This window comes from Nocardioides sp. L-11A (assembly GCA_029961745.1).
GTDB lineage: Bacteria > Actinomycetota > Actinomycetes > Propionibacteriales > Nocardioidaceae > Nocardioides.
Window position 1 is genome coordinate 1653588 of record CP124680.1, and the last position, 25171, is coordinate 1678758.

Annotated in this window: 20 protein-coding genes; 4 read left to right on the plus strand and 16 right to left on the minus strand. The window is 71.9% G+C overall.

Annotated elements, in window-relative coordinates:
• Window positions 1-98: 98 nt before the first annotated feature.
• Genes QJ852_07800 through QJ852_07825 form a run of 6 tightly spaced genes read right to left on the minus strand, consistent with a single transcriptional unit; the run spans window position 99 to window position 7566 of the window.
• Window positions 99-1808: a hypothetical protein gene (locus QJ852_07800; GenBank protein ID WGX98341.1), complete on the minus strand. Its 1710-nt coding sequence runs from the start codon at window positions 1806-1808 to the stop codon at window positions 99-101.
• Entirely contained in the window at window positions 1805-3262 is a 1458-nt protein-coding gene (locus tag QJ852_07805; protein ID WGX98342.1) for a hypothetical protein, read from the minus strand. Before QJ852_07805 ends, QJ852_07800 begins: the two co-directional genes overlap by 4 nt.
• A complete protein-coding gene (locus tag QJ852_07810; GenBank protein WGX98343.1) occupies window positions 3259-4479 on the minus strand; it encodes a hypothetical protein in 1221 nt (406 codons plus the stop codon). The genes QJ852_07805 and QJ852_07810 overlap by 4 nt, the downstream gene beginning before the upstream one ends.
• Window positions 4476-5324, minus strand: coding sequence for a heme ABC transporter ATP-binding protein (locus QJ852_07815; protein ID WGX98344.1), 849 nt, complete (start codon window positions 5322-5324; stop codon window positions 4476-4478). The genes QJ852_07810 and QJ852_07815 overlap by 4 nt, the downstream gene beginning before the upstream one ends.
• Window positions 5321-6442 (minus strand): iron ABC transporter permease, encoded by a 1122-nt coding sequence (locus QJ852_07820; GenBank protein WGX98345.1) that lies wholly within the window; start codon window positions 6440-6442, stop codon window positions 5321-5323. The genes QJ852_07815 and QJ852_07820 overlap by 4 nt, the downstream gene beginning before the upstream one ends.
• Window positions 6439-7566 carry an ABC transporter substrate-binding protein gene (locus QJ852_07825; protein WGX98346.1) on the minus strand — a complete coding sequence of 376 codons (1128 nt, stop codon included), beginning with the start codon at window positions 7564-7566 and terminating at the stop codon, window positions 6439-6441. Before QJ852_07825 ends, QJ852_07820 begins: the two co-directional genes overlap by 4 nt.
• Window positions 7567-7966: 400 nt before the next feature.
• On the opposite strand from QJ852_07825, the gene QJ852_07830 reads away from it, so the two are divergent.
• On the plus strand, window positions 7967-8476 hold the full coding sequence (locus QJ852_07830; GenBank protein ID WGX98347.1) for a hypothetical protein: 510 nt from the start codon (window positions 7967-7969) through the stop codon (window positions 8474-8476).
• An 82-nt stretch (window positions 8477-8558) separates the two neighbouring features.
• Window positions 8559-12173 carry an HtaA domain-containing protein gene (locus QJ852_07835; protein ID WGX98348.1) on the plus strand — a complete coding sequence of 1205 codons (3615 nt, stop codon included), beginning with the start codon at window positions 8559-8561 and terminating at the stop codon, window positions 12171-12173.
• Here QJ852_07835 and QJ852_07840 read toward each other — a convergent pair.
• Window positions 12151-13110, minus strand: a complete 960-nt coding sequence (locus QJ852_07840) for a YafY family protein (GenBank protein WGX98349.1) — start codon at window positions 13108-13110, stop codon at window positions 12151-12153. The two genes, QJ852_07835 and QJ852_07840, sit on opposite strands and share 23 nt — an antisense overlap.
• Before the next feature lie 63 nt (window positions 13111-13173).
• On the opposite strand from QJ852_07840, the gene QJ852_07845 reads away from it, so the two are divergent.
• Both QJ852_07845 and QJ852_07850 read left to right on the plus strand, forming a co-directional pair.
• Window positions 13174-14193, plus strand: a complete 1020-nt coding sequence (locus QJ852_07845; GenBank protein WGX98350.1) for an ATP-binding cassette domain-containing protein — start codon at window positions 13174-13176, stop codon at window positions 14191-14193.
• Window positions 14190-15005 (plus strand): ABC transporter permease, encoded by an 816-nt coding sequence (locus tag QJ852_07850; GenBank protein WGX98351.1) that lies wholly within the window; start codon window positions 14190-14192, stop codon window positions 15003-15005. Before QJ852_07845 ends, QJ852_07850 begins: the two co-directional genes overlap by 4 nt.
• Window positions 15006-15011: 6 nt before the next feature.
• Here the strand turns inward: QJ852_07850 and QJ852_07855 are convergent, their stop codons facing one another.
• The 9 genes from QJ852_07855 to QJ852_07895 form a co-directional block, all read right to left on the minus strand.
• The gene (locus tag QJ852_07855; GenBank protein ID WGX98352.1) at window positions 15012-15587 is read right to left on the minus strand and encodes a Uma2 family endonuclease; all 576 of its coding nucleotides are present in this window, start codon (window positions 15585-15587) and stop codon (window positions 15012-15014) included.
• Between the two features lie 80 nt (window positions 15588-15667).
• Window positions 15668-16642, minus strand: coding sequence for a DUF2332 domain-containing protein (locus QJ852_07860; GenBank protein WGX98353.1), 975 nt, complete (start codon window positions 16640-16642; stop codon window positions 15668-15670).
• 17 nt (window positions 16643-16659) lie between these two features.
• Window positions 16660-17493, minus strand: a complete 834-nt coding sequence (locus QJ852_07865; protein ID WGX98354.1) for a purine-nucleoside phosphorylase — start codon at window positions 17491-17493, stop codon at window positions 16660-16662.
• 16 nt (window positions 17494-17509) lie between these two features.
• A complete protein-coding gene (locus tag QJ852_07870; GenBank protein ID WGX98355.1) occupies window positions 17510-19030 on the minus strand; it encodes a serine/threonine protein kinase in 1521 nt (506 codons plus the stop codon).
• A gap of 74 nt (window positions 19031-19104) precedes the next feature.
• Window positions 19105-19557: a gamma-glutamylcyclotransferase gene (locus QJ852_07875; protein ID WGX98356.1), complete on the minus strand. Its 453-nt coding sequence runs from the start codon at window positions 19555-19557 to the stop codon at window positions 19105-19107.
• A 61-nt stretch (window positions 19558-19618) separates the two neighbouring features.
• Entirely contained in the window at window positions 19619-20452 is an 834-nt protein-coding gene (locus QJ852_07880) for a mycofactocin-coupled SDR family oxidoreductase (GenBank protein ID WGX98357.1), read from the minus strand.
• Window positions 20453-20503: 51 nt separating this feature from the next.
• Complete coding sequence (locus QJ852_07885; protein WGX98358.1) at window positions 20504-23107, minus strand: acetoacetate--CoA ligase; 2604 nt, start codon at window positions 23105-23107, stop codon at window positions 20504-20506.
• 44 nt (window positions 23108-23151) lie between these two features.
• Window positions 23152-24369: a sugar ABC transporter permease gene (locus QJ852_07890; GenBank protein WGX98359.1), complete on the minus strand. Its 1218-nt coding sequence runs from the start codon at window positions 24367-24369 to the stop codon at window positions 23152-23154.
• Entirely contained in the window at window positions 24366-25145 is a 780-nt protein-coding gene (locus tag QJ852_07895; GenBank protein ID WGX98360.1) for an ATP-binding cassette domain-containing protein, read from the minus strand. Before QJ852_07895 ends, QJ852_07890 begins: the two co-directional genes overlap by 4 nt.
• Between the last annotated feature and the right edge of the window lie 26 nt (window positions 25146-25171).

The window sequence follows — 25171 nt, forward strand, 5'->3', positions numbered from 1 at the left end:
AAGTCGATCCTAGAGGCGAAAAAGGGTCGGCTGATGAACGGGGAGCGGGGGTGTGCCCGCCACGCGGCAGACACACCCCCGGACATGAAGGGCGTCGGCTACTTCTTGCCCTTCGCCTTGCCCTTCACCTTGACCTTCGTCACCGACGAGCCACCGGGGTAGGTGACCGTGACCTTGTGCTTGCCTTTGGCGAGCTTGGGCAGCGCCACGGTCGTGGTGCCCGAGGCGTCGATGGTCACCGTGATGGTCTTGGTGGCCTTCTTCTTCGCCTTCTTGCCCTTGGCCTTCGGCTTGACCTGCTTGACCACGACCGTCACCTGCTGGCCGGCGAGGCCGGTCGAGGTGATCGTGACCGAGCCCTTCTTGCCCTTGGCGTTGGGCTTCTTCGCCGGAGCGACGGTCGCCGAGGGGGTCGGCTTCTGCGGCTCGGGCTTCGCGGTGAAGGTGATCGGGGTGTAGGTCTCGTACGACGCCGCGACCGCGCCGCTGCCGGGGTAGGTGAAGATGCCGTAGTTCGTCGCGGTCGGGACGGCCGCCGCTGCGGTGTCGGCCGCTGCCTTGTCGACGGTGAGGGTGGCGCTGAACGTGCCCTCAGGGGTGAGCTCGATGGCACCGGCGTTCGGACCACCGATGGTGGTCATGTCCGTGGCGAGGACGGCCCACTTCTGGGAGGCGATCTTCCGGTTGGCGCTGGGTGCGTTCGCCGACGGTCGCCACGCGGTCGGGAACTTGGCGAAGACGACGTACGCGCCACCGGCCTTGCCGTTGAGTGGGGGCCGGGTTCCGGTGGCGAGCCCCGGGGCGAAGCCAGTGCCGGTGACGGTCACCTGGTGGGTGCCGTCGGACGCCACGGTGCTTGGGGAGACAGTGACCTTCGGCGAAGCCGGCGCCTCGGTGCCGAACGACAGGCTCAACGCAGTGGTGGGCTTGCGGACGTCAGCCGCTCCGCCAGAGGAGTACCAGTAGGGCCCACCGCCGGTCTGCTGCACCCAGTCGACGAAGGACTGTGGGAAGGAGCCCCAGGCGGTGCCCGTGCGAACCTGGCTGACCGCGCCGACGGGTGCGTCGTACTCGACGCCCAGATAGTCGGGAGTCGCGGTGAAGCCGAGCGTCTCGACGTCCACACCGGAGAGGGTTGCGAGGGTGACCTCGTCTGCGTCCAGGTCGACCCACTCGTCGGGGTCCAACTGGTCGGTGCCGAAGCCGTCGACCGTGGCGGTGAGCTCGCCAGAGCCGTCGCCGTTGACCGTCAGCTTCGGGTCGGAGACGTAGAAGAACGACATTCCCGAGTAGTAGATGACGGACGCGTCGCCGTCCCACTGGATCGAGGCCGTGTTGGCGGCCGTGTCGATGGTGCCGGTGCCGTTGCGGAAGACGAGCTGCGTCTCGGCGAGGACGCCGTTGGCCGTCGTGCCGTTGGCGCCCATGAAGTCCTGGCGAGTCCCGAGGAAGGTGGACGGCGCGTAGCCACCGCCCGGCTGGCGGTCCTCGACAGTGACGTTGCCGGCCGTGCTCTTCCAGCCGGCTGGTGCGTCGTTGGACCAGGTCGCCCCGTTGTCGGCGGCCTTGAGGGTCGTGCCGCCCGCGCCGGGGTCGCCGATCTTGCCTGCGGACATCAGGTTCCACGTGCCGGGGGCAAAGCCCGCGGCGTTGGCCTCGTTGTTGATGCCCCAGCGCAGCTGGGCGTCGTTGACCGCGACCGGGGCCGCGTGGGCGGCGGGTGCCGTCGCTGCGCCGAGGACGGACAGTCCGGTGGCGGTGAGGGCAGCGGCGGCGATGCCGGCGATGCCTCTACGTGGGCTCTTCATCGGATTCCTTTCAGGATTCTCATCAGGGGTGCGGACACGGTGATCCCGACGGCTCCGAGCAGCAGGAGGGATCCGAGGACCCACTCCCAGGCGCGACCGGACGGTTCCGGTCGCTCTGCCGAGGTGGGGGCGGAGGTGAGGGCGTAGGCCACGGGAGGCTCGTAGCGGGCTGCGGCGGCGGGGACGGACTCCGGTGCTCCGGCGGCCCCAGCGAAGACCTGGTCGGGAAGCGTGGGGCCGACGGGCTGGGTGACGGGCAGGGACGGTCCCGGCGGCTGCGCGGCCGGAGGCTTCTTGCCGGCCTTGTTCTTGGGCTGCTTCTCGGTCGCTACGGGCGGGAGGACAGCCTTGTCCGGCTGGATCGCGGACTTCGCGTCCCAGCTGATCAGGACGGGCTTGGGGACCTTGTAGGCATCGCTGGCGCCGCCGGACGAGTACCAATACGCGCCCGAACCGGCCTTCTCGACGAAGGAGAGGAAGGACGAGGGGAACGCCCCCCAGAAGGCCCCGGTGCGCACCTGCTGCGATCCGTCGGCCGGTGTGTGGGGGACCTGGAGATAACGCGGGTTCGCGGTGAAGCCCCGGGCTGCGGACAACTGCGCTGTGCCGATGCCTTCGAGGTCGGCGAGCGTCACCTCGGTCGGCGGCACCGGTAGCCAGATGCTCTGGTCGTCCATCGAACTGGCGAAGCCGCTCGCGGTCGCGGTGATGGTGGCCGAGGTCGGCGTGACGGTGAGCACCGGGTTGCTGATGCTGAAGAAGGTCATCCCCGAGTAGAAGAAGACGGTGAACGAGCCCTGCCAGGTGATCCTCGCCGTGCCGGCGACGGGATCGACCTTCCCGGTGCCGCCGCTGATGACGACCTGATGGTTGCTGAACAACCCACCGGTCGGGGTGGATAGCGGAGTCGTGTCGTCGGCGGCTGTCTTCAGGCCGGCGAGGTCCGCCGGCCGTGCGCCGGAGGTGGTGACCTTCTCGATCCGGACGGCCCCGCTCGTCGCCTGCCACGCGACGGCGCCGTTGGGCCAGGTGCCGTTGTTCAGGTTGATCGTCTGGCCGCCGCTGCCCGGGTCGGGCGCGGCGCCGGCCGAGAGGAAGTTGAACGTGCCGGGAGCGAACGCGCGGTTGTTGCTCTCGTCGTTGACGCCCCAGCGGAAGACGGCGTCGGACACCGCGAAGGGACCGTCGCCGGGCGTCTCCGTCGGGCTGGTCGAGTCGGTCGGCTGGTCGGTCGGCTGGTCGGTGGGTCCGTCGGTCGGCTCGGTCGGTCCGTCGGTCGGCTCCGTCGGCTCGCTCGACCCGGCGGTCGGCTCCGTCGTCGACGTGCTCTCGGCGGTCGGTACGACGCCCGCTCCGTCGCCGGTGCCGTCGGCCGCGGTGGCGGCGGAGAGCAGGGTGCCGGCGCCGAGGACGGCGCAGCACACGGCCAGCAGGATCGCGGCGACGCGCCTCATGCCGCCGCTCCCGCGGCTCCCGCCGAAGCGGACGGGCCGGACGGGCCGGACGGGCCGGAGGCGCGTCGTCGGCGCAGGAGCAGCAGTCGCAGGAGCAGGCCGAGGAGGGCGAGCAGGAACACGCATCCGGCGACGACGAGGAAGACCCGGGCCGGGCTCGTCCCGCCATCATCGGAGGCGGCGGCGCTCGTCGGGGCTGCCGCGGCGTCGGCGGGACGGACCGCGAAGCGCTCGGTGGCCTGGCCGCCGGTGGCCGCTCCGGTGAGACGCAGCTCGTGGGTGCCGGGCGTCAGGTCGGTGGGGAGCGGCAGGATGCCCGCCACCTCGCCCGACGGCCCGGCGATCATGGGCCCGATGCCGGCCACGCCGTCATCGAGCACGCCCAGGACCTGCTCGCCGGGCCGGAAGCCGGTCGCGGTGAAGGCCAGGGTGTTGCCGACCTTGGCGGTCAGCCGGTCGGTGGTCAGCTTGGGGGGACCGCCGGCGGCCGGCACGGCGGCGTCGGGGGCCGCGGCGGCGTCGGGGGCCGCGGCGGCGTCCAGAGCCGCGGGCTGACCGGACTCGGGCGCGGTGCCCTGGGCGGGCGGAGCGGCCTGCTCCTGACCCGTCGCCGGAGCAGCGTCGTACACGCTGGCGAACCGGACGGGGGTGAACGTCTCGTTGGCCGGGCTCTTCACGCCGTGGGCGCCGACGGTGATGACGCCGCAGGTGACCTTGGTGCAGTCGACGGTGGCGACCTTGCCGTTGCGGTCGACGCTCTGGAAGGTGGGCCCGGGGACGGTCAGCTTGACCTTGAAGGAGCCGTTCTTGCCCAGCACGGCGTTCGCCTCGGAGGACGTGGAGCTGCCGGGGAAGGCGATGAACTTGAGGTAGCCCTGGTTGGCGGCGGCGTTCTCGCTGTCGGGGATGTAGCGGTAGTCCGAGCCGGTCACGCCCCCTTTCGAGGGCTTCCAGGAGCCGCCGCCCGGGTCCTTGACCCAGCCGAACATGAGGTACACGCCGCCGAAGCCGCCCTTGACGACCTGGAATCCGGAGCCGCTGATGGTCAGCTCGGTGCGGTACTTGGTGTCGGCGGCTGCGGAGCCGCGGTCGTTGGTCACGGTGATCCGCGCGGCCGCGGCGGCGGGCGCCGCCGTGGTCGCGGTCACGACGGCGACCAGGCCGGTCGCCAGCAGCGCGAGGGCCATCAGCCGGCTGGTGAGCGGGTGCGGGTTCATGCGGTCTCCTCCCGGGACATGAGCGAGCGCCGGTCGGGAAGCACCAGCAGGTCGCCGGTGCCGGGGTGGGTGAGGACGTCGATCGGGTGGTCGTAGACGAGGCTCAGCAGGGGAGCGGTGAACACCTCGCGCGGCGCACCCTCCGCGGTGACCCGGCCGTGGTGCAGGAGCGCGACCCGATCGGACCAGGCGGCGGCCAGGCTGAGGTCGTGGAGGACCACGACCACGGCGGCGCCCGCGGCGGCCTGGGCCCGCGCGTGGGCCAGGACCGTCTCCTGGTGCCCGATGTCGAGGGCCGCCGTGGGCTCGTCGAGCAGCAGGACGCCGGTGCGCTGGGCCAGCACCCGGGCGAAGGAGGTGCGGCCCTTCTCCCCGCCGGAGAGCAGTCCGAACGGCTGGCCGGCGAGGTGCTCGATGTCGGCCGTGGCCATCGACTCGGCGACCACGCGGTCGTCGTCGTCCTCCGCGTCGGTGCCACGCCAGGGCGCCCGTCCCATCCGGACGACGTCGACGGCCGGGAAGGGGAACGAGATCCGGTGCTCCTGGGTGAGCACCGCGCGGCGGCGCGACATCTCGCGCAGCTTCCACTCCGCGAGCGAGCGGCCCTCGAGGGTCACCTCGCCCTGGTCGGGGGTGAGATCGCCGGCGAGGACCGAGAGCAGCGTGGACTTCCCGGCGCCGTTGGGCCCGACCAGGGCCAGCACCTCGCGCCGGTGGACCTGGAGGTCCACCGCGTCGAGGATCGGGCGGCGCCCGAAGCTCAGCGTGATGCCGGAGGCGGTGAGCGCGGCACTGCCGGCGGCCTGGTGGCGGTCGTGGGGGTGGTCATGGGTGTGGTGCCTCATGCCCAGCCCCCCGCCGTACGACGGGTGCGGCGCAGCAGCCAGAAGAAGAACGGCCCGCCGACCAGCGAGGTCAGCATGCCGAGCGGGAGGTCGGTGTAGGCGACGAAGGTCCGGGCCACGGTGTCGGCGCAGATCAGCACCAGCGCCCCGGCGAGGAAGGAGGCGACGAGCAGGACCCGATGGCCCGGGCCGGTCACCATCCGCACCAGGTGGGGCACGATCAGGCCGACGAACGCGACGATGCCGCAGAAGCTGACCGCGGCCGCGGTCAGCAGGGCGACGACGACGATGAGCACGATGCGCAGCCGCTCGACGTTGACGCCCAGGTGCCGGGCGGAGCGCTCCCCGAGGGCCAGCAGGTCGAGGCTCCGGGCACAGGCGAGCGCGATCGCGACGCCGATCGCGGCCAGTGGCGCGACCACGACGACATAGGACCAGCGGCTGCCGTTGAGGCTGCCGAGCTGCCAGAAGACGATCGACTCCCGGGCCTGGGTGTCGCCCACGAACATGAGCAGCGCGAGGAGGGCGCCCGCGACGGCGTTGACGGCGATGCCGGTGAGGACGAGGGTGACCACCTCGGTGCGGCCGTCGGAGCGGGACAGCGCGTAGACGAGCAGGGTCGTGACCAGGCCGCCGACGAAGGCGCAGACCGGGATCGACCAGTCGCCCGCGAAGCGCAGGCTGAAGACGATGGCCACGGCGGCGGCCACGGCGGCGCCGGAGGAGACGCCGACGACACTCGGCTCGGCCAGCGGGTTGCCGAAGACGCCCTGCATCGCGGCACCGGCGACCGCCAGCGAGCCGCCGACGATCACCGCCATCGCGATCCGGGAGAACCGGACGTTCCACAGGGTGTACTCGCCCCGTGGGTGACTCGGCAGCGGGCCCACGTCGAGGCCCAGGCGGTGGGCGATCGAGCCGAGGATCTCGTTGATGGGGATGGCCAGCTGGCCCGACCCGCCGGCGACCAGCGCGGCGACGACGAGCGCGATGCCGAGGCCGGCGTACAGGAGCACGACCCGGCGCCGCCGGCGGCGGTCGACGGCGGCCGTGGCGCTCGCGGCGCCCTCGCCGACCGGTTCCGACCGCATCGTCGGGCCGGGGACGGTCGCGGTCACAGCCGGTCCTCCGCGGGCAGGCTGTCGGGGGCGTAGAACGCGACGGCGAGCGCGTTGAGCACGGCGGCGGTGCGCGGCCCGAAGCTCAGGATCTGCGCGTCGTCCATGGCGATCACCCGCTGGTTCTCACCGGCGGGGGTCTGGGCCAGCGCCGGGAACTGGTCGAGGAGGCCGTCGACGCCGCCGACCGACTCCAGGCCCTTGCTCATCATCACGACGACATCGGGCTGGGCCTTGATCAGGCCCTCGTCGTTGACCGGCTTCATGCCGTCCCAGCCGATCTCGCTGCTGACGTCGTAGCCGCCGACGGCGGAGACGAGGGCGTCGGCGCCGGAGCCCTTGCCGAACATGTAGTAGACGTTGGCTTGGCCCCGGACGTAGAGGAAGATCGTGCGCAGCTGGCCCGTGACGTCCTGGGGCGCGATGGTCGCGATCTGCGCGCGGACGGCGTCGGCCTCCTGCGTGATCCGGGCGCCGAGCTGCGTGCCCTGCTCCGGGACGCCGAGTGCGTCGGCCACCTCCTGGGTGAGCGAGGCGAGGTTCTCGAAGTCGCGGTCCCCGTCGACGACGACGACGGGGATGCCGGCGTCGCGGACCTGCAGCACGACGTTCCACGGGCCGAGGGAGGTGTCGGTGATGAGGACGCTGGGGTTCAGCTCGAGGATCGCCTCGGCGTTGAGCTCGTGGCCGTTCTGGGTGACCAGCGGCCGGTCCTCGATCTCGGGATAGGACGAGGACACGTCCCGGCCCACGATGCTGTCGCCGAGACCGAGCTCGAAGACGGTCTGCGACAGGGTCCCGTAGATGTCGAGGGCCAGGATCCGGCTGGTGTCCGTGACCGTCACCTCGGTGCCCTGCGCGTCGGTCACGGTCGCCGGCAGTGTGGGGGTCGGGTCCTCGTCGACGGGCCGGATCTCCGGGTCGGGGAGGTTGATGTCGACCGCGCCCTGCCAGCTGCGGGGGTCGTCCAGCGCGGTCACGTCGGCGATCGAGGGCACGGTGGTCCCGGGCTGGTCCGCGCCGTGCCCCTCCTTGCCGTCGATGACCGCTCCGCAGGCCGTCAGGGTCAGGGCCACGACGGCGAGGGTGAGCGTGCGGAGCGGGCGGGACGTGCGGGCGACCATGAACGGCTCTTTGCTGTCAGAGTGTCAACATCTCGGGCGATCTGACCCTAACACACAGCTTAGGCTCACCTAATTACTGGCGGAATCGCCCGTTCTGTCGGGAGTTTTCGGGCACGCCGACGTGCCGAGAGGTTCTGACGAATTGTCAACGACCTCCTTGACGAGGTCGGGCAATTCGGTAAGGCTTACCTTATCTCGAACGTCGTGGGCGCGCCAGTCGGCTGCGTTCGGGAGACGAGGCCGTGCGGCGGGATCGCCGCGTGGGCGGACCGGGGCGCCGAACTTTTCGCAGGGAACAGCGCCCCGGCCGGCCCCACGGCCTCTTCATGGCCGCGCATGCGCGGCCGGACAGGGAATCGGCCACAGGGCTGGTTCCGATCCTAGAGAAGGAGAAGAACCCATGACATCCACCCCGCGCCGTCGTACGCCGGCACGCCTCCTCACGGTCCTCGCGGCCACCGCCACGGCGGGTGCGCTGAGCCTCTCCGCCCCGGCGGCACACGCCTCCGACATCAGCGACGCCGACAACGTCTCGCTCACGCCGTCGTCCAGCAGCTACCTCGACGGCGCGCTGGTCGACATCGACCAGTCCGGGCTCGCCGCGAACACCGACTACACGGTGAGCATCTGCGAGTGGGACACCTACACGACCTTCCTGGTCGCCCAGATCCCGGCCTGCATCGCCGGCACCAGCCAGGTCGACGTGACCACCGACGGTTCGGGCAACCTGCACCTGGACGACTACGAGCTGCTCGCGGGAGGCGCGAACGCCCACGCCTTCCTCGGGCCCTCCCAGCCGGCCGACGTCGACTGCGACACCCACCTGTGCGAGGTCGTCGTGACACCCGCCCACGGGGGCGGCAGCGGCGGCTCGTACGCCGGCGACAGCGCCGAGTTCAACGTCTCCTGACGCCTGAGGGCGGCGGCGTGCGGGATCGGGACCGTACGCCGCCCGCTCCGTCCTCCCTCCCCGACTCATGAAGGCATCCCGCATGAAACGCGTCGTCCTGCCCCTGCTCTCCCTCGCCCTGGCGCTCGCCGGGGCTGCCCTCGTCGCACCGGCATCGCCGGCCCGCGCCGCGTCCACCGACATCACCGCCGGCACCGTGAGCTGGGGGATCAAGGCCTCCTGGCGCAGCTACATCGGCGCGCACAACACGACCACCGGCGGCGGTGCCACGGTCAGCGGAGTGACCGGCAACGTCGCGGACGGGTTCGACTTCCCGGTCACCACCGGCAGCTACGACGACGCCACCCGCACCACGACACTGCAGCTCGCGGGCTGGGTGCGCTTCCAGGCCTATCGGGACGACGCGGGACGCTACGCCCTGGACTCGACCTTCACGGACCTGGAGCTGCGGATCGGTCCGGATGCCCAGGAGATCCGCGGCACCTACGTCGGCTACAGCCGCGACGATCCGGGCGGCGCGATGGAGGAATACGTCGACGTGGTGCTCGCCACGCTCGACCCGGCCGGTGCCGCCGGCACCAGCTTCGAGGCCGATCGCACGGCGTGGGACGCGATCCCGAGCCAGGGCGGCGACGGACAGGCGCTCTACGCTCCGGGCACCACGTTCGACCCCGTCTCCGTCGACTACCCAGGCCCCGGTGGCATGCCCGACCTCGCCGAGCGCTTCGCTGAGCCGGGTGTTCCGGTGCTGACCGAAGGCGCCCGCTGGCTGAGCGGCAGTGCCGTGAGCGGCGGCAACAACGCGTCGCGCTCCCTGGAGATCTCGGCGCGGGGCGACCTCGTCTATGCGGTCCAGTTCGACGCCGCACACGGCGCGCAGAACCTGATCTTCACCGCACTCGACGCGCAGGAGCTGACCCCTGTCGGCACGCCGTACACCCATCCGATGGTGGCCACGGGAAGCGCGGGGCGGTTCCTGCGTACCGCGATCGACCCCGTGACCGACACGATCTTCTTCGTCACGGCCAAGGACGGCACGGCCCAGAACGAGGTGACGCTGCGCACCGTCCGCTTCGACCGCGAGAACGGGACCTTCGACGCGGGCGTGGTCGGCGCCATCGCGACCTCGACCTCTCCGGGCGCCGGCAACCTGACCTGGAACGGGGCGTCCGGCGAGCTCGGCGTGCTGGTGTCGAGCGCCTCCACCGCGACCGAGCAGAACCCCTACTTCCTGGTCCGCGTACGACCGGCCGGCGATGGGTGGGCCGTGAGCCGGGCTCCCGTCGAGTGGCCGGCCAGCGGCGACTTCCCCGGTGGCTGGGACCTGTCGCGCACCACGACGGCCAGCTCGTCCAATGACACGTCCGCGACACTGGCGCCGCTGGGCGACGGGTCCTATGTCGTCGCTACGAGTGCCACCAGCGTCCGGGTCGACGGCGTCAACCACTACGCGCCGGCGTTCCGGCTGCTGCCGACCGGCGACAGCACCGTCGAGGCCTCCGGGATCGACGACACGGCAGCGAAGCCCTTCGACGAGACGGGCGCGGTCCACTACGGCTGGACCGCGGCGACGGCAGGGCCGGACGGCTCGGTCTATCTGCACGGACTCAACCAGCGACTCGACGACTACCAGCGCGTCGACGTCGAGGGCGGTGCGGCCATCGCGCGACCGGCGACCGAGGGTGAGCCGATCCCGCTCTACCTGGAGTACGGGATCCGCACCTCCCGCACCGCCGAGATGCTCGCGTACGACGCCGAGCGCGGATTCCTCTGGGCCAGTGACGACTCGGACACGGCCGGCCGGACCCTCAAGCTGGTGGACGACTCCGGCACCCTGGCCGGCTACCGGATCGCGGAGTTCTCGCGCGGGGGCGGCGGAGCGATGGTGATCAGGACGGGGGTCGACGGCTCCGTCTATGTTCCGATCCAGTCCGCTGCGAACCCGCGCGAGTTCGGCTACCGCCGGATGGTCCTCGAGGGCATCGCTCCGAAGGTCACGACGCAGCCCGAGGACGTCACCGTCCAGTTGGCGCCGGGGGAGGCCACGCGGCCGGTGGTCCTGACCGCCGCGATCGACGCCTCGCTCGGGGGCGAGCTCCAGTGGCAGGCGCGCCGGCCGGGGGAGTCGCGGTTCCGCGACGTTCCGGGCGCGACCGCGGCCACCCTGCAGGTCGACGCGACGCCGGCCACCGGCGGCACGACCTATCGTCTGAAGGTGGCCAACGACGCCGGCGTCGTGGTCTCCGACGAGGCCGGCCTGGAGGTGACCTACGCTCCCCGCTTCGGCCTCGACGCCCGCGACCGTACCGTCACCGAGGGCGGCGACGTGACCTTCGTCGTCGATGCCCAGGCCAGCCCGCCGCTCACCGCGCTGACCTGGCAGCGCCGGGTCGGCGGCTACTGGCAGCCCATCCCGGACGACGACGACAACGTGGTCGTCGAGACCGCGGACGGCGTCTCGTCGCTCACCGTCGTCGGCACCAATGTCGACCAGTCCGGCTCGCTCTTCCGGGCCAAGGCCGTCAACCCGGTCGGTACGACGTACTCGGCCGCCGCCCGGTTGACCGTCAACGCCAAGCGCGGCGTGCCGGCCGCCGGACTCACGCTCGACGGGGTCACGCTGGAGTGGTCGGGCAGCGAGGAGCTGCAGTCGGCGCCGCCGTTCGGCGGCTCCAACTACCTCTCCGCCGGCGTCTCCGCCGGTGACGAGGCCAGCTACCGCGCCGCCGAGGGTGACGTCGCGGTCGTCCACCGGGCGGCCGACGGCACCGAGACCGCGGCGAGGTGGGCGACCCGGGCGGCACCCGCCGGTGGCGACGTCGACCAGCTGGTCCGGCTCTCCGGCGGACACGCGCAGCTCGCCGCCGACGGGTCCGGCCGGGTGCGCTGGGAGGGGACCTTCAGCGTCAACTTCTACGGCGGGCTGGTGCCCTTCTGGCTGACCGACCCCGAGCTGGTCGTGGCCGCCGACGGCACGGGGACCCTCGTCGCCGACATCGACGGCTACGGCTCGAGCATGGCGAACCCGGAGCAGCGCACGCCGCTCGACGCGGTCGCCGACGTACCTGTCGCGACCTTCTCAGCGGTCGAGCTCGACCCGGCCGGCGAGATCACCGTGACGCCCGCGTACGCCGGGGTCGAGGTCGACCTGCCCGCCGAGGTGACGCAGCAGAATCGCACCGCCGAAGGCTGGGGGGCGTGGCCGCAGGCGTTCGTCGACGTCCACCTCGCGACCGGACTGTCCTCCTACTGGTACTCCTCGGGCGGCGCCGCCGACGGCAAGAAGCCGCCGGCCCCCTTCTCCGTCGACTTCACCGACGCCGAGGTGGTGGCGCCCGGGCCCGGCCCGACCGGGCCGCCGGCCGAGGTGGCGAAGGTCGTCCCGACGCTGGCGCTCGCCGTGGGCAGGGCCCGGGTCGGGAAGAAGGCCGCGGCGCGGGTCACGGTCACCCTGCCGCCGGGCAGCGCGGCCTACTCGGGGCAGGTGGTGATCCTGGCCGGCGACCGGATCCTCGGTGTCCGGCGGGCCTCGGTCGCCTCGGGCGGGACGGTGTCGATCAAGCTCGGCAAGGGGGTGCTGCGCCGACTCGGCGCCGGCCGGCACTTCCTGACCGCCGCGGTGCGTGCGACGGCCACGACCCTCGCCGCGACGAGCGACGTCGTGGCGGTGAAGGTCAAGAAGAAGCGGAGGCGCTAGCGAAGCGGCGCGCGAGCCGGCCGAGCAGCTGGGTGAGCTCGGCCGGCTCCTCCACCTCGAACTCGTGGTCGAGGTTGGCCAGCACGAGGACCGGCCAGTCCAGGGTGTCGGTGTTCATCGTCATCCGGCAGGCCTGGTCGCCCTGCGCCTCGACGCTGCCCCAGCGACCGATCACCGCAGCGACCTCGTCGGCGGGGGCCCGGACCAGGACGCTGACGTGGTGGCGCTGCGGCCGGTCGCGCAGACCGCGGCTGACGTACCGGGCCGCGTCCCCGCCGGGGATCTCGCGCGGCCGGAACCGCTGTCCGGTCGTGGCCGGTACGCCGGCGACCCGGTCGACCCGGAACGAGCGCCAGTCCTGGCGCTCGCGATCGTGGGCGACGAGGTACCAGCGCCGGCCCAGGTTGACCAGCCGGTGCGGCTCGACCCGGCGCGTGGAGCCCGTGCCGTCGTAGGCCGTGTAGGAGAAGGTGACCACCTCGTCGTCGCGGCAGGCCTGGGCGAGGGTGGTGAGCACGGTGGGGTCGAGTACGGGTCCGCCGGCCCAGGGCAGGCCCTCGGTCTGGGTCTGCAGGGCGCCCATCCGGCGGCGCAGCCGCGGCGGCATCAGCGCGATCACCTTGGTCAGCGCCTGCAGCGTGGTGTCCTCGAAGCCGGGGACCCCGCCGTTGGCCGCGGCGCGCAGCCCGACCGCGACGGCGACCGCCTCGTCGTCGTCGAGCAGCAGTGGCGCCATCGCCCCGCCCGCCCGCAGCTGGTAGCCGCCGGCCGCCCCGCGGACCGCGTCGACGTCGTACCCGAGGTCGCGCAGCCGCTCGACGTCGCGGCGCAGGGTCCGGTCGCTGACCTCGAGGCGCTCGGCGAGGTCGCCGCCGGTCCAGAACCGGTGGGTCTGCAGGAGGGAGAGGAGGCGCAGCATCCGGGCACTCGTGCTCATGTCGTCCAGATTAGTTCCGAATCAGGACAGAAATTGACCGGAATGCTTCCTAGCGTGGTGGTCATGGAGATCGACACCACCCACCGCACAGCGGGCCCGGTGATCCGCACGACCGGACTCACTCGCCACTTCACGCGCAACAAGCAGACGATCGAGGCCGTCCGCGGGCTCGACCTGGAGGTGACGGCCGGCGAGCTGGTCGCCTTCCTCGGCCCCAACGGCGCCGGCAAGTCCACGACCCTGCGGATGCTCACGACGCTGATCGCGCCGACCGCCGGCACGGCCGAGGTCGCCGGGCACGACGTGGTCCACGACCGGGCCGCCGTCCGCCGCGCGATCGGGTACGTCGGCCAGGGCAATGCCGCGGGCCACCAGTTCCGCGGGCGCGACGAGATCATGTGTCAGGCCCGCGCGCACGGCCTCTCGCGACGTGACGCCCGCGCCCGGACCGAGGAGCTGCTCGAGGCCTTCGACCTCACCGAGCACGCCGACCGCCCGGTCGCCCAGCTCTCCGGTGGCCAGCGGCGCCGGCTCGACGTGGCGATCGGGCTGGTCCAGGAGCCGCCGATCCTGTTCCTCGACGAGCCCTCGACCGGCCTCGACCCACAGAACCGGGTCAACCTGCAGGAGCAGATCCGCCGGCTCAACGCCGAGCTCGGCACGACGATCGTGCTGACGACGCACTACCTCGAGGAGGCCGACGCCCTGGCCGGCCGGGTGATCGTGATCGACCACGGCGAGGTCATCGCCGACGACACGGCCTCCGCGCTCAAGTCGGCACTCGGCGACCTGGTCGCCATGGACTTCGCCTCCGCCGGCGACGCGCGGGCCGCGGCCGGGCGCGCCGACCGGATCGACGGCGCCCAGATCACCGTCACCGGAGCACACGTCGAGGTGCGGGCGGCGTTCGGTCGCGCGGCGGCCCCGGCGCTGGTCGCCGACCTCGCCGCGGCCGGTACGCCGGTCAGCCGGATCGAGGTGGTCGGCCCGACCCTCGACGACGTCTTCCTCAACCTGACCGGGCGCAGCCTGCGCGAGACCTCCACCACCCCGTCCCAGCCCACCGAAGGAGCGGCAGCATGACCATCGAGATCGCCCCCCACGCGACGGCGCCGGCCGCCGGTCGTCGTACCCGCGTCGCGTCCCGGCCCGTCGGCATCGTCTCCGACATCGCGAACGTGCTCGTCCGCGAGCTGCAGCCGGTTCTCCGCCAGCCCGCGTCGGTGCTGTTCGCGATGGTGCAGCCGCTGGTCTTCCTCGGCCTGTTCGCGCCCCTGCTCCCCGACACCGGGACCGGTTCCGCGCTCCAGTGGTTCGTGCCGGGCATCGTGTCGATGACCGCGCTGATGAGCGCGTCCTTCACCGGTGCCAACCTGTCGGAGGAGATCATCAGCGGCTCCTTCGAGCGGCTGCTCGTCTCACCGGTGCGGCGCTCGTCGCTGCTGATCGGCAAGGCACTGCGCGAGATGGTGCCGCTGCTGTTGCAGACGCTCATCATCGTGGCGGTCGTGACGCCGTTCGGCTTCGACCTGCACCTCGACGGCGTCGTCGTCGGCGTGCTGCTGCTCGTGCCGTTCAGCGTCGGCCTCGGCGCGCTCAGCCTCGCCCTCGCCGTCGCGGCGAAGGAGCAGTCCTGGGTGTTCTGGACCGTCCAGCAGACCGTGATCTTCCCGCTGGTGCTGCTCGCGGGCGTGCTGCTGCCCCTCGACGGCGCCCCCGGCTGGCTGCGGACCGCGGCCGACCTGAACCCGCTCAGCTATATCGTCGACGCGGAGCGCGCGCTGTTCGCCGGGTCCTTCCCGGCCGAGACCATCGTGTCCGGCCTGACCGCGTCGCTGGTCGTCGGTGCGCTCGGGCTGTGGGTCGGCGTGCGCCGGATGAACCGGGCCGCCTGACCCTCCTCAGAGGTCGAGCAGCTCGACCGGCGTGATCGTCACCGCGAACGGCTCCGTGGCCGTCCAGGACTCCTGGGCGGCCACGCGAGCCGTTTCGGCGTACCGGCTGTCGCGTAGCGTCCACACCGTCAGCTCGGGCTGCTCCGGGTCGATCGTCCAGTACGACGGGCACCCGGCCGCCGCAAGGATCTCCATCTTGGGCCCGAGGTCGAAGGCCTTGGTCGAGGGCGAGTGGACCTCGACCGCAAGAAGCGGCGCCACCAGGACGCCCTGCTCGGTGACGTCGGAACGCCGGACGACCACGACGTCCGGTTCGATGGCGCTGCGCTGGCCGATGCGGACGTCGAACGGTGCCGGGTAGACCTTCAGCTCGCGCGGCACGGCGGCCGCCAGCAGCAGGAGCAACTCGCGAACGACGTCCTGGTGGCGCGGTCGCGGTGCCGGTGACATCAGCAGCATCCCGTCGAGCAGCTCATGTCGGTAGCCGTTCTCGGGGATCGCGTCCCGCTCCGCGACCGTGAACGGTCCGTCGCGCACGATCACGTCGCCGTGCTCGACGACAGGTGGTCGGACCGGTGTCATGACTCCCATGGTGCCTCCTGTTGTCCATGGGGACCAGCGTGGCGGAGTCGGGCGACAGCTGCTCCGGTCATCCACAGGCCTCAGCCCGTCCAGCGCAGCGCACGCCCGTGCCCGTGCGTCTGCGCGACCATCCGCCCGTCGATCCCGAGCACGAACGTGGGGTGCTCCTCGGGGATCGGCGGCCCGGTGGCGGTGACGGACGGCAGCACCCGCTTGCCCTCGTTGCTCACCCAGTGACACCGGCCGCGCCCGACGAGGTCGCGGACGAGCGCGTCGAACTCGGCCCGGCGCGGCGGCGGGAGGTAGGCGATGACGGCGCTGTGGAAGACCACGACGGTGCCGTACGACGCCGCCCGCTCGACCATGCCCGGCAGCTCCGCGACCAGGTCGCCTCGGGCGAGGGTCGGCGGGTCCTGTCGGGCGACCTCGATCGCGCGGACCAGCCGGTCGCGGCGATCGTTCTGCTCGGGCCAGACCAGGGTCTGCAGCCAGTCGGTGTCGTCGGGGTCGGTGACGTCGAGCGGGTGGAGGTCGATGCCGCCGCGCCAGGAGATCTCGGGCAGCCGGTCCGGGAGCGGAGCGGGGCCCCTGACCCGGCAGGGCAGCCGCGGCTCGTCGCCCAGCAGGACCGGCCCGTCGTCCGTCGACCACGCGTAGCCCCAACGGTCGGGGTAGAGGCACAGCCCGGCCGAGGCGCCGACCTCCAGCAGGGCCAGGGGGCCGGAGAACGACGCGAACGCCGGCAGCAGCGTCGCGAGCCGGCCCACCTCGTTGGTCTGCGTGGCCCGGGCCAGGATCGTGGCGCGGAGCGGACCGGTGTCGCCGAGCAGCGCGGCCCGCAGCGCGTCGTACGGGCCGGGGGCCGGGACGCCGTGGTGCCGGGCCGCGGCGAACACCAGGTTGGGCTGCTGCTTGAGGTCCGGCAGGGTCCGGATCCAGGCGAGCACCTCGGGGTCGACGGCCACGGCGGCCGCCCAGGTCGCGAAGGTGGGGGAGTCCGCCGCCTCGGCGGCGAAGCGGCGGTAGGACTCCACGACCTCGGCGTACGGCTCCACGAGGGGCGCCCCGGGCCTCAGATGCGGGGCACGATGTCGCCGAGCAGGGCGCCCATCCGGGTGGCGGCCAGGCGTCCGGCCTCGAGCACCTCCGCATGGTTGAGCGGCTCGCCGCTCAGGCCGGCGGCCAGGTTGGTGACCAGGCTGATGCCGAGGATCTCCATCCCCGCCTCGCGCGCGGCGATCGCCTCGAGGGTGGTGCTCATGCCGACCAGGTGGCCGCCGAGGATCCCGGCCATCCGCACCTCGGCCGGCGTCTCGTAGTGGGGCCCGGTGAACTGGACGTAGACGCCCTCGTCGAGGCTCGGCTCCACCTCCCGGCACAGTTCGCGCAGCCGGGAGGAGTAGAGGTCGGTGAGATCGACGAAGTTGGCGCCGACGATGGGCGACTGGCCGGTCAGGTTGATGTGATCGCTGATCAGCACCGGGGTGCCCGGCGTCCAGGTCTCCTTGAGCCCGCCGCAGCCGTTGGTCAGCACGATCGCGCGGCAGCCCGCGGCTGCCGCCGTCCGCACGCCGTGGACGACGGCGGCGACCCCACGGCCCTCGTAGTAATGGGTGCGGCTGAGGAAGACCAGCAGGTGGCGGTCCGGGGCGCCGTCGCTGCCGGGGATCCGGATCGAGCGGATCCTGCCCGAGTGACCCTGCACCGCCGAGGCCGCGAAGCCGGGCAGGGAGGTCACGTCGATCTCGGTCGTGTTCGCGCCGCCCGCGCCGTCGAGCGCGTCGGCGGCCGGCAGCCAGCCGGAGCCGAGCACGAGCGCGACGTCGTGACGGGCGACGCCGGTGAGCTCGGCGAGACGGACGGCGGCCTCCTCGGCCAGGGCATACGGCGTGGGGGACTCGGTCACGCGCAGAGCCTACTCATCACCAGGTGGAGACGACGGACTCCGGGACGTAGCCGTGGCGGACCCGCTGCGGGTGGTTGCCGACGGGGAGATAGGCGAGCTCCTCGCGGGTGTCCGTGGACAGCACGGCGACGGCGTCGTCGTCCGACAAGGACACCCAGCAGGTCTCGTTGAGACCCTCGGTCGTCCAGTACGGCTTGCCGTACCCGTGACCCGTCGTCGTCTCGTCGAAGTACGTCGCCTCGCCGGTCGCGGCATCCACCAGCGCGGCGTAGTCGTCCATGGTGCCGGCGGCGCACAGGGTCTCGCCGTCGGCGCTGATCGACAGCCCGTGGTGGGCGGAGTCGTTGACATAGGCCTCGCGGAGCATGCCGGGGACCCGGTTCTCCAGCTGGACGACGTCGACCACGGCGCCCGTGGCGGGCTCCGAGATCCCGCCGAGGGCGTAGTCGCTGGTGCCGTCGAGGTCGGCCGCCTCGGTGTCGAAGACGACGTAGCCGTGCAGGAAGGAGACCTGGAGGTAGAGCAGGCGTCCGTTGGGGTGCACCGCGACCGGCCGCACCGCGCCGCTCATGCCGGGATGCCCGGCCTCCGCGAGCTCGTGGGCCATGTCCCAGCGCTCGAGCACCTCGAAGTCGTCGGCCGCGACGTACTGCAGCCAGCGGTCGCCCTTGACGGCCTTCTCCAGCTCGGCCCACGGCAGCCGCCCGAGCAGCCGGTCCAGGCCGAGGAGGTTGAGCGCGAGCCGGTTGAGGGGCAGGCCGAGGAGCTCGCCGTCGCGCGGGTCGAGGTCGTCGAGGGGCGTGTAGACGCGACCGATGGACGCGTGCAGGATGCGCTCGCCGTCCTCGGTGTAGTTGCTCTCGTGGGGCGTCTCGCCCGAGGGGAAGGTGCGCAGTCGGTCGCCGAGCCGGACCACCCTCCCGCCGGGGAGCGTCTCGTCGACCATGGAGTACTCGATCACCTGGCGCTTGGTCGAGTCGGACACGAGCAGCCGGCGTCCGTCGTTGGAGACCTGCATGTGGTCGGTGCGGAAGCCGTCCATCTGCTGCTCGCGCACGATCGAGTCGGTCCGCCCCGCCGTCGCCTTGGCGATGTCGATCCACACCACGTCGGCGAAGCTGGGCCGGGAGACGGCGAGGTACTTCCCGTCCATCGTCGTGAACATGTCGTCGACGTACTGGTTGTGCCCCTGGCCCGGGCCGGCGTTGATGGCGAGGTAGAACACCGTCGCGACCGGGTCCTTGAAGATGTCCAGCGTCTCCTGGGTCTTGTCCGGGATCAGGTTGACCCCGCGCTTGAGCACCTCTAGGGATTCGGCGTCGACGATGCTCGCCGTCCCGTCCCAGTTGTTGCCGACCCACATCACCGAGCGGAGTCCGGGGTCGGCCGGACGGACGGCGATCGGCAGGTCGAGGGCGTCGTCCGGCGGCACCTCGTGCTCGGTGACCCGGACGTCGCCGCAGGCCGCGACGGCGGCGACGGCGATGCTGCCGAGGGTGGCGGTGAGGACGCGGGCGAACCGGGAGGGCGTGCGCATAACGTGACAACGAGTCAGGTTTCGTCGGGGTCACGCTCCCCGCGACAGCAGGCGCCGGGGTGGGCGCGGTGCGGTCAGAGGCCGGTCGAGCGGCAGGCGCGCGAGCGCAGCCCGGTGACGTAGTCCGCCGGCGCGTCCGCGGCCTCCGCCGCGTCCGCCAGCACCCCGAGGTACGACGCCGACGGCAGTCCGCCCTCGTAGGCGTCGAGCACGTAGGTCCAGGCGACGATCTCGCCGGCCATGGTGGCGATCCGCACCTTGGTCCGCCGGTACAGCCCCGAGTCGGCCGACTCCCACTGGTCCAGCATCGGCTCGTCCAGCGGACTGACGTCGTACACGGCGACGAACACGGCGCTCATCGGGTCGGGCGCGATCGTCGCCAGGGCGCCGTCCCAGCCGTGCTCCTCGCCGCCGAAGGTCAGCCGCCAGCCGGTCAGCCAGCCGGTGGTCTGCAGCGGCGAGTGCGGACACCGCTCGCCCATCCGCTGGGGGTCGAGGTTGGTGCCGTAGGCGGCGTACGACGTCACGGGCTCAGGCTAGTGCGTGCCCCCGAGCGAGACCGCCGTCGCCGCGGTATGTCGTCCTCGGCTACACCTTCGCCAGGATCCCCGCGTCGACGGGCAGGGCCACGCCGGTGATGTAGCGCGCCTCGTCGGAGGCGAGGAAGAGGACCGCGTTGGCGACGTCGCTCGACTCGACCCAGGGGACCGGGAGTGCGTTGGTCGCGGTGGACACCTCGACGATGTCGTCGCGTCCGGGCGCCGCCAGGTCGGGCCGGAACATCCGGAAGATCTCGTCGTTCATGATCATCGGGGTGTCGACCTGGGTGGGATGCACGCTGTTGACGCGGATCCAGTGCGGCGCCAGCTCGTTCGCGAAGGTCCGCATCAGGCCCGTCACGCCGTGCTTGGCCGCCACATAGTGGGCGAGGTTGGGCGTGCCCTGGAGTCCGGCGGCCGAGCTGGTCAGCACGATCGAGCCGCCCCGTCCGCCCGCGACGAGGTGCGGGACCGCCGCTTTGACGGTGTGCCAGGTGCCGGTCAGGTTGATGTCGATCATCTCCTGCCAGGCGGCCTCGGTGATCTCGTGGCCGGGCGCATAGCTGGCGATGCCGGCGTTGGCCACGACGATGTCGAGCCCGCCGAGCGCGTCGATGCCGGCCGCCAGCTCTCGGGCGAGCCGGTCGAAGTCGCGGACGTCGACCTGGGCCGCGTGCGCGCGGCCGCCGGCCGCGCGCACCAGCGCACAGGTCTCCTCGAGATCCTCCGGCGTCGCCATGGGATAGGTCACCGAGGCGACCGGAGCACAGATGTCGAAGGCGATGATCGACGCGCCCTCCTCGGCCAGCCGGACCGCGTGGGCGCGGCCCTGGCCGCGGCCGGCACCGGTGATGAGTGCGATCTTCTGGGTGACACGGCCCATGGTCGTTCCTCCTGCGGGTGTGGGATGGCGCGGGATGAGGTGCTCGGGGCCTCAGTGGAGCCCGACGATCGCCTCGGCGATCGAGAGGTAGCGGTCGAGCAGCGGGTCGAAGCTCAGCGGTGCGTCGGGGCGGTACCAGGTCGCCACGCCGGCACACATCGACGCGATCGCTCGGCCCGCGTCGCCGGGGTAGGGCGTGTGGAACACGCCGGCGCCGACACCGCGCTCGATGATCTGGTCGAGCAGGGCCTGCAGCTCGTCGCGCCGGTCGAGGTACTTGCGCCGGTTGCCGGACTCGAGGCTCCGCAGCTCGCTGGTGGACACGATGGCGCCCTTGCGGCGGTAGACGTGGAACAGCAGCATGCTCGACACGAGGGCGTCGAACTGGGCGCGCGGGTCGTCGTCCGCCTGCGCCACCGCGAACCGGCTGCGCTCGACCAGCTCGTCGACGATGACCATCATCAGGTCGAAGAGGATGTCCTGCTTCGCCTTGTAGTGGTGGTAGATGCCCGGCACCGACAGGCCGGAGCGGTCGGCGAGCTGACGGGTCGTGGTGCCGTGGTAGCCCTTCTCGGCGAACACGTCGAGCGCGGCGGCGAGGACCCGGGGCAGATCCTGCTCGTGATAGATCCGCCAGTCCTCGTAGGTGTCGGTCGGCAGCACCGTCGTGGCGGTCGCGGAGGCGCCGTTGCGCTTGCGGGCGAAGTCGATCAACCACTGCAGAGCGTCGACGTCGTCGACGGCCCCGGTGCTGGTGACCCGGCGCGGCGAGGTGCCCTGCAGCATCCTCTTGACCGGCACCTCCAGGCGCTTGCCGGTGCGGGTGCGGGGCAGTGCGGGGGCGACGATGATCTCGTCCGGGACGTGCCGGCGGGAGGTTCGGCCCGCGATCGTCTCCACGATGCGGGTGCGCAGCGCGGCGTCGTCCTGCCCGTCCTCGGTCACCACGAACAGCGGCATCCAGTAGCCGCCCTCGGCGAGCTCGACCCCGACCACCAGGCTGTCGAGCACCTCGGGCAGGGACTCCAACGCCTCGTAGATCTCGGCGCTGCCCAGGCGCACGCCGTTGCGGTTCAGCGTGGAGTCGGTGCGGCCGTGGATCATGATCGTGCCGCGCTCGGTGATCGTGATCGCGTCCCCGTGGCGCCAGACGCCGGGGAAGACGTCGAAGTACGCGTCGCGGTAGCGCTCGCCCTCGGGGTCGTCCCAGAAGGCGATCGGCATCGAGGGCATCGGCCGGGTGATCACCATCTCTCCGGTCTGACCGTCGGGCAGCCGGTCGCCCCGCTCGTCCCAGACCTCGAGGGCCACGCCCAGCGCGGTGCCGCTGATCTCCCCGTCGTAGACGGGGAGGTTGGGGGCGCTGGCGACGAAGATGCCGACGATGTCGGTGCCACCGCTCATCGAGCCGACCTGGAGGTCGGCGCGCACGTGGTCGCGGACCCAGTGGTTGCTGCTGGCCGGCAGGACCGAGCCGGTCACGCCGATCAGCTCGAGCGTGGACAGGTCGAGATCGCGGCCCGGCTCGAGCCCGTCGCGCGCGCACGCCTGGAGGTAGCCCGGGCTGGTGCCGAACACCGTGACGCCGAGGTCCTGGACGACGCGCCACAGCAGCCCGGTGTCGGGATGGGTCGGGCTGCCGTCGAAGAGCACGATCGTGGCGCCGTGGAGGAGGCCGCAGACCTGGGCGTTCCACATCATCCAGTTGGGCGTGGTGAACCAGAAGAAGACGTCGGCCTCGTCGACCCCCATGTGGAAGCCGGGGGACACCAGCTGCTCCAGGAGGGCACCGCCGTGCCCGTGCACGATGCCCTTGGGGCGCCCGGTGGTGCCGGAGGTGAACAGGACCCACAGTGGGTGGTCGAACGGGACGTCGAGCGGCGCCGCGACCGGCTTGCTGAACCGCTGGAGCTGCTCCCAGGCGACATCGCAGGGCGTGGTGTCGTCGCGGGCGACGCCGCCCGTCTCGACCGAGACGACCAGCGCGTCGACGGGCAGCAGCACCCGCAGCTCCGCCACGGCCTCGCGGCGATCCTGCTGCTCGCCCTTGAACAGATAGCCCGTCCCGGCGATGAAGACCGTCGGGTCCAGCTGGCCGAGCCGGTCCATCGCGGCGGTCGGCGCGTAGTCCATCCCGGTCTGCGACCAGACGGCGCCCAGGGTGGCGGAGGCCAGGAAGGCGACGACGCCCTCGAGGCAGTTCGGCAGGTAGGCGACGATCCGGTCGCCCTGCCCGATGCCGCGGTCCGCGAGCGCCCCGGCGACCGCGGCGACCTGGTCGCGGAGCTGGCCGAACGTGATCGACTCGCGGTGGCCGTCGTCGCGCACCAGGATGACCGCCTCCCGCTCGGCGGCGCCGTGCTTGAGCATCTCCCGCGCGAAGTTCAAGGTGGCCCCCTGGAACCAGCGGGCACCCGGCATCTCCGAGGACGAGAGCACCTCGGTGGCCTCGGTGGCGAAGTCGACCCCGAAGTAGCGGGCGACCGCCTCCCAGAAGAGCGCGGGCTCGGCGGCCGACCAGGCCTGCAGCTCGCGGAAGTCACGCGGGTCACTCAGGTCGACGATGCCCTCCGTGCCGAGCCAGCGAGCGAAGTCGACCACCCGAGAGCTGTCGATCTGGGCGTCTGTGGGCAGCCAGGCCGCCTCGACAGTCACGGTTGCGCATCCCCTCTCCATTGCCACATCTGTTCGTGCGCTGGTCATCGGCGGTTCGGCAGCAGTGACCCGCGAGTGATCACGACGTCGATCGCAACAGCAAGGATAAGGACCCCACCGGTCGCGAAGCTCTGCACTTCGGTGGACATCCCCAGGAGCTGGACGCCGTTGTTGATCGACCCGATCACCAGGGCACCCAACAGTGCGGCCCACACCGTTCCCCGGCCGCCGAACAGGCTCACGCCGCCCACCACCGCGGCCGCGATCGCGTTGAGCATCAGTGGCCCGCCGCCCGACGAGTTGGAGACGGCGAGCAGCCGCGACGCCTCGACCATGCCGGCCACCGCGGCGCACACGCCGAGGATGAGGAAGGAGTAGATCACCATGCGGGAGACGGGGATGCCCGCCCGCTGCGCGGCCTCCCGGTTGCCGCCGACGGCGTACAGGTGCGTGCCGTAGCGGGTCCGCCCGGTGAAGTACGCAGCGATCAGCAGCATCCCGACCAGGATCAGCACCGGCAGCGGGAGCCCGGGTCCCTCGCTCAGCACGGCGACGGCGCCGAAGATGACCACGCCGCTGACGACGGCGGGCACGCCGACGGACAGCAGGGCGGAGGACGAGGCGCCGGCGCCGCGCTCGCGGTGGCCGAGGTAGCGGGTCGTGCAGAAGATCAGCCAGCCCGCCGCCCCGAGGGCCAGGCTCCAGCCGGAGGGAAGATAGGTCGACGAGATCCGCGCGTAGTCGGTGCCGGCCACGTTGATCGCGAACTCGGGCGGCAGCACCACCAGCAGGAGACCCTGCAGGATGACCATGCCGCCGAGCGTCACGATCAGCGACGGCACACCGAAGATGACCGCGAGCACCTCGGCCAGGACGAAGACCACACCGACGGCGATGCCGCCGAGGATGGCCAGCCACAGTGGCCACTCGCTCTTGACCGCGAGCTGGGCCGTGACGGTCGCGCAGACGCCGGAGAGCATCGCGGAGGACAGGTCGATCTCGCCGACCAGCAGCACGAAGACGACGCCCAGCGCCAGGATCGCGGTGGTCACGATCTGGAGGGTCAGGGTGGTGATGTTGCCGGAGGTGAGGAAGGCCGAGTTCTGCGAGGAGAAGTACAGCCAGATCAGCGCGAGCACCAGCAGCACCGGGATGCTGCGGTACTTGCCCCCGAGCCCCTCGACCACGCGTGAGAGCAGGGGGGTTCCGGGCTCGCCCGGGGCGATCGGCGGGGCGGTGGTCGGGACCTGCTGGGTGCTCATCGGATGCCCTCGACGGTGAGCGGAGCCTCGTGGGCTCCGGTGATGGCGGCGATCAGGTCGCTGGAGGTGTAGAGACCGCGCTCGAACTCGGCGACCTTGCAGCCCAGTCGCATGACGACGACCCGGTCCGCGACCTCCTGCACGTCCTTGAGATCGTGCGAGATGACCAGCACACCGCGGTGCTGGGACTTCAGGCGGAGGATCAGATCGAGCACCTCGGCCCGCTGCGTGACGCCGAGCGCGGCGGTGGGCTCGTCCAGGAGGACCAGGCTGGGGTCCGAGATGAGCGCCCGGCAGATGGCGATGCCCTGCCGCTGCCCGCCGGACAGGCCGCCGACGGGCGTGGTGAGTGAGCGCAGCTTCACGGCCAGGCTGTCGAGGACCCTGCGCGCTTCGACCTCCATCCGGTGCCGGCTCAGCGGGCGACCGCGCAGCAGACCGCCGGTGAGCTCCTGGCCCAGGTAGAGGTTGCGGACGGCGTCGAGGTTGTCACACAGCGACAGGTCCTGGTGGACCGTGTGGATCCCTGCGCTCTGCGCCGCCCGCGGATTCTCGAGGCGCACCGCCTCCCCGCGGACGTGGATCGTGCCCGAGTCAGGATGCTCCACTCCGGAGATGACCTTGATGAGGGTGGACTTGCCGGCTCCGTTGTCGCCCACCAGGGCGACGACCTCCCCGCGGTGGAGCTCGAGGTCGACCTCGTGCAGCGCGCGGACGCCGCCGAAGTACTTGGAGACCTGGCTCAGCTGCAGCAGCAGCTCACCTGCGTCGGGCATGGGATTCCCTTCTTGGATGGGGCTGG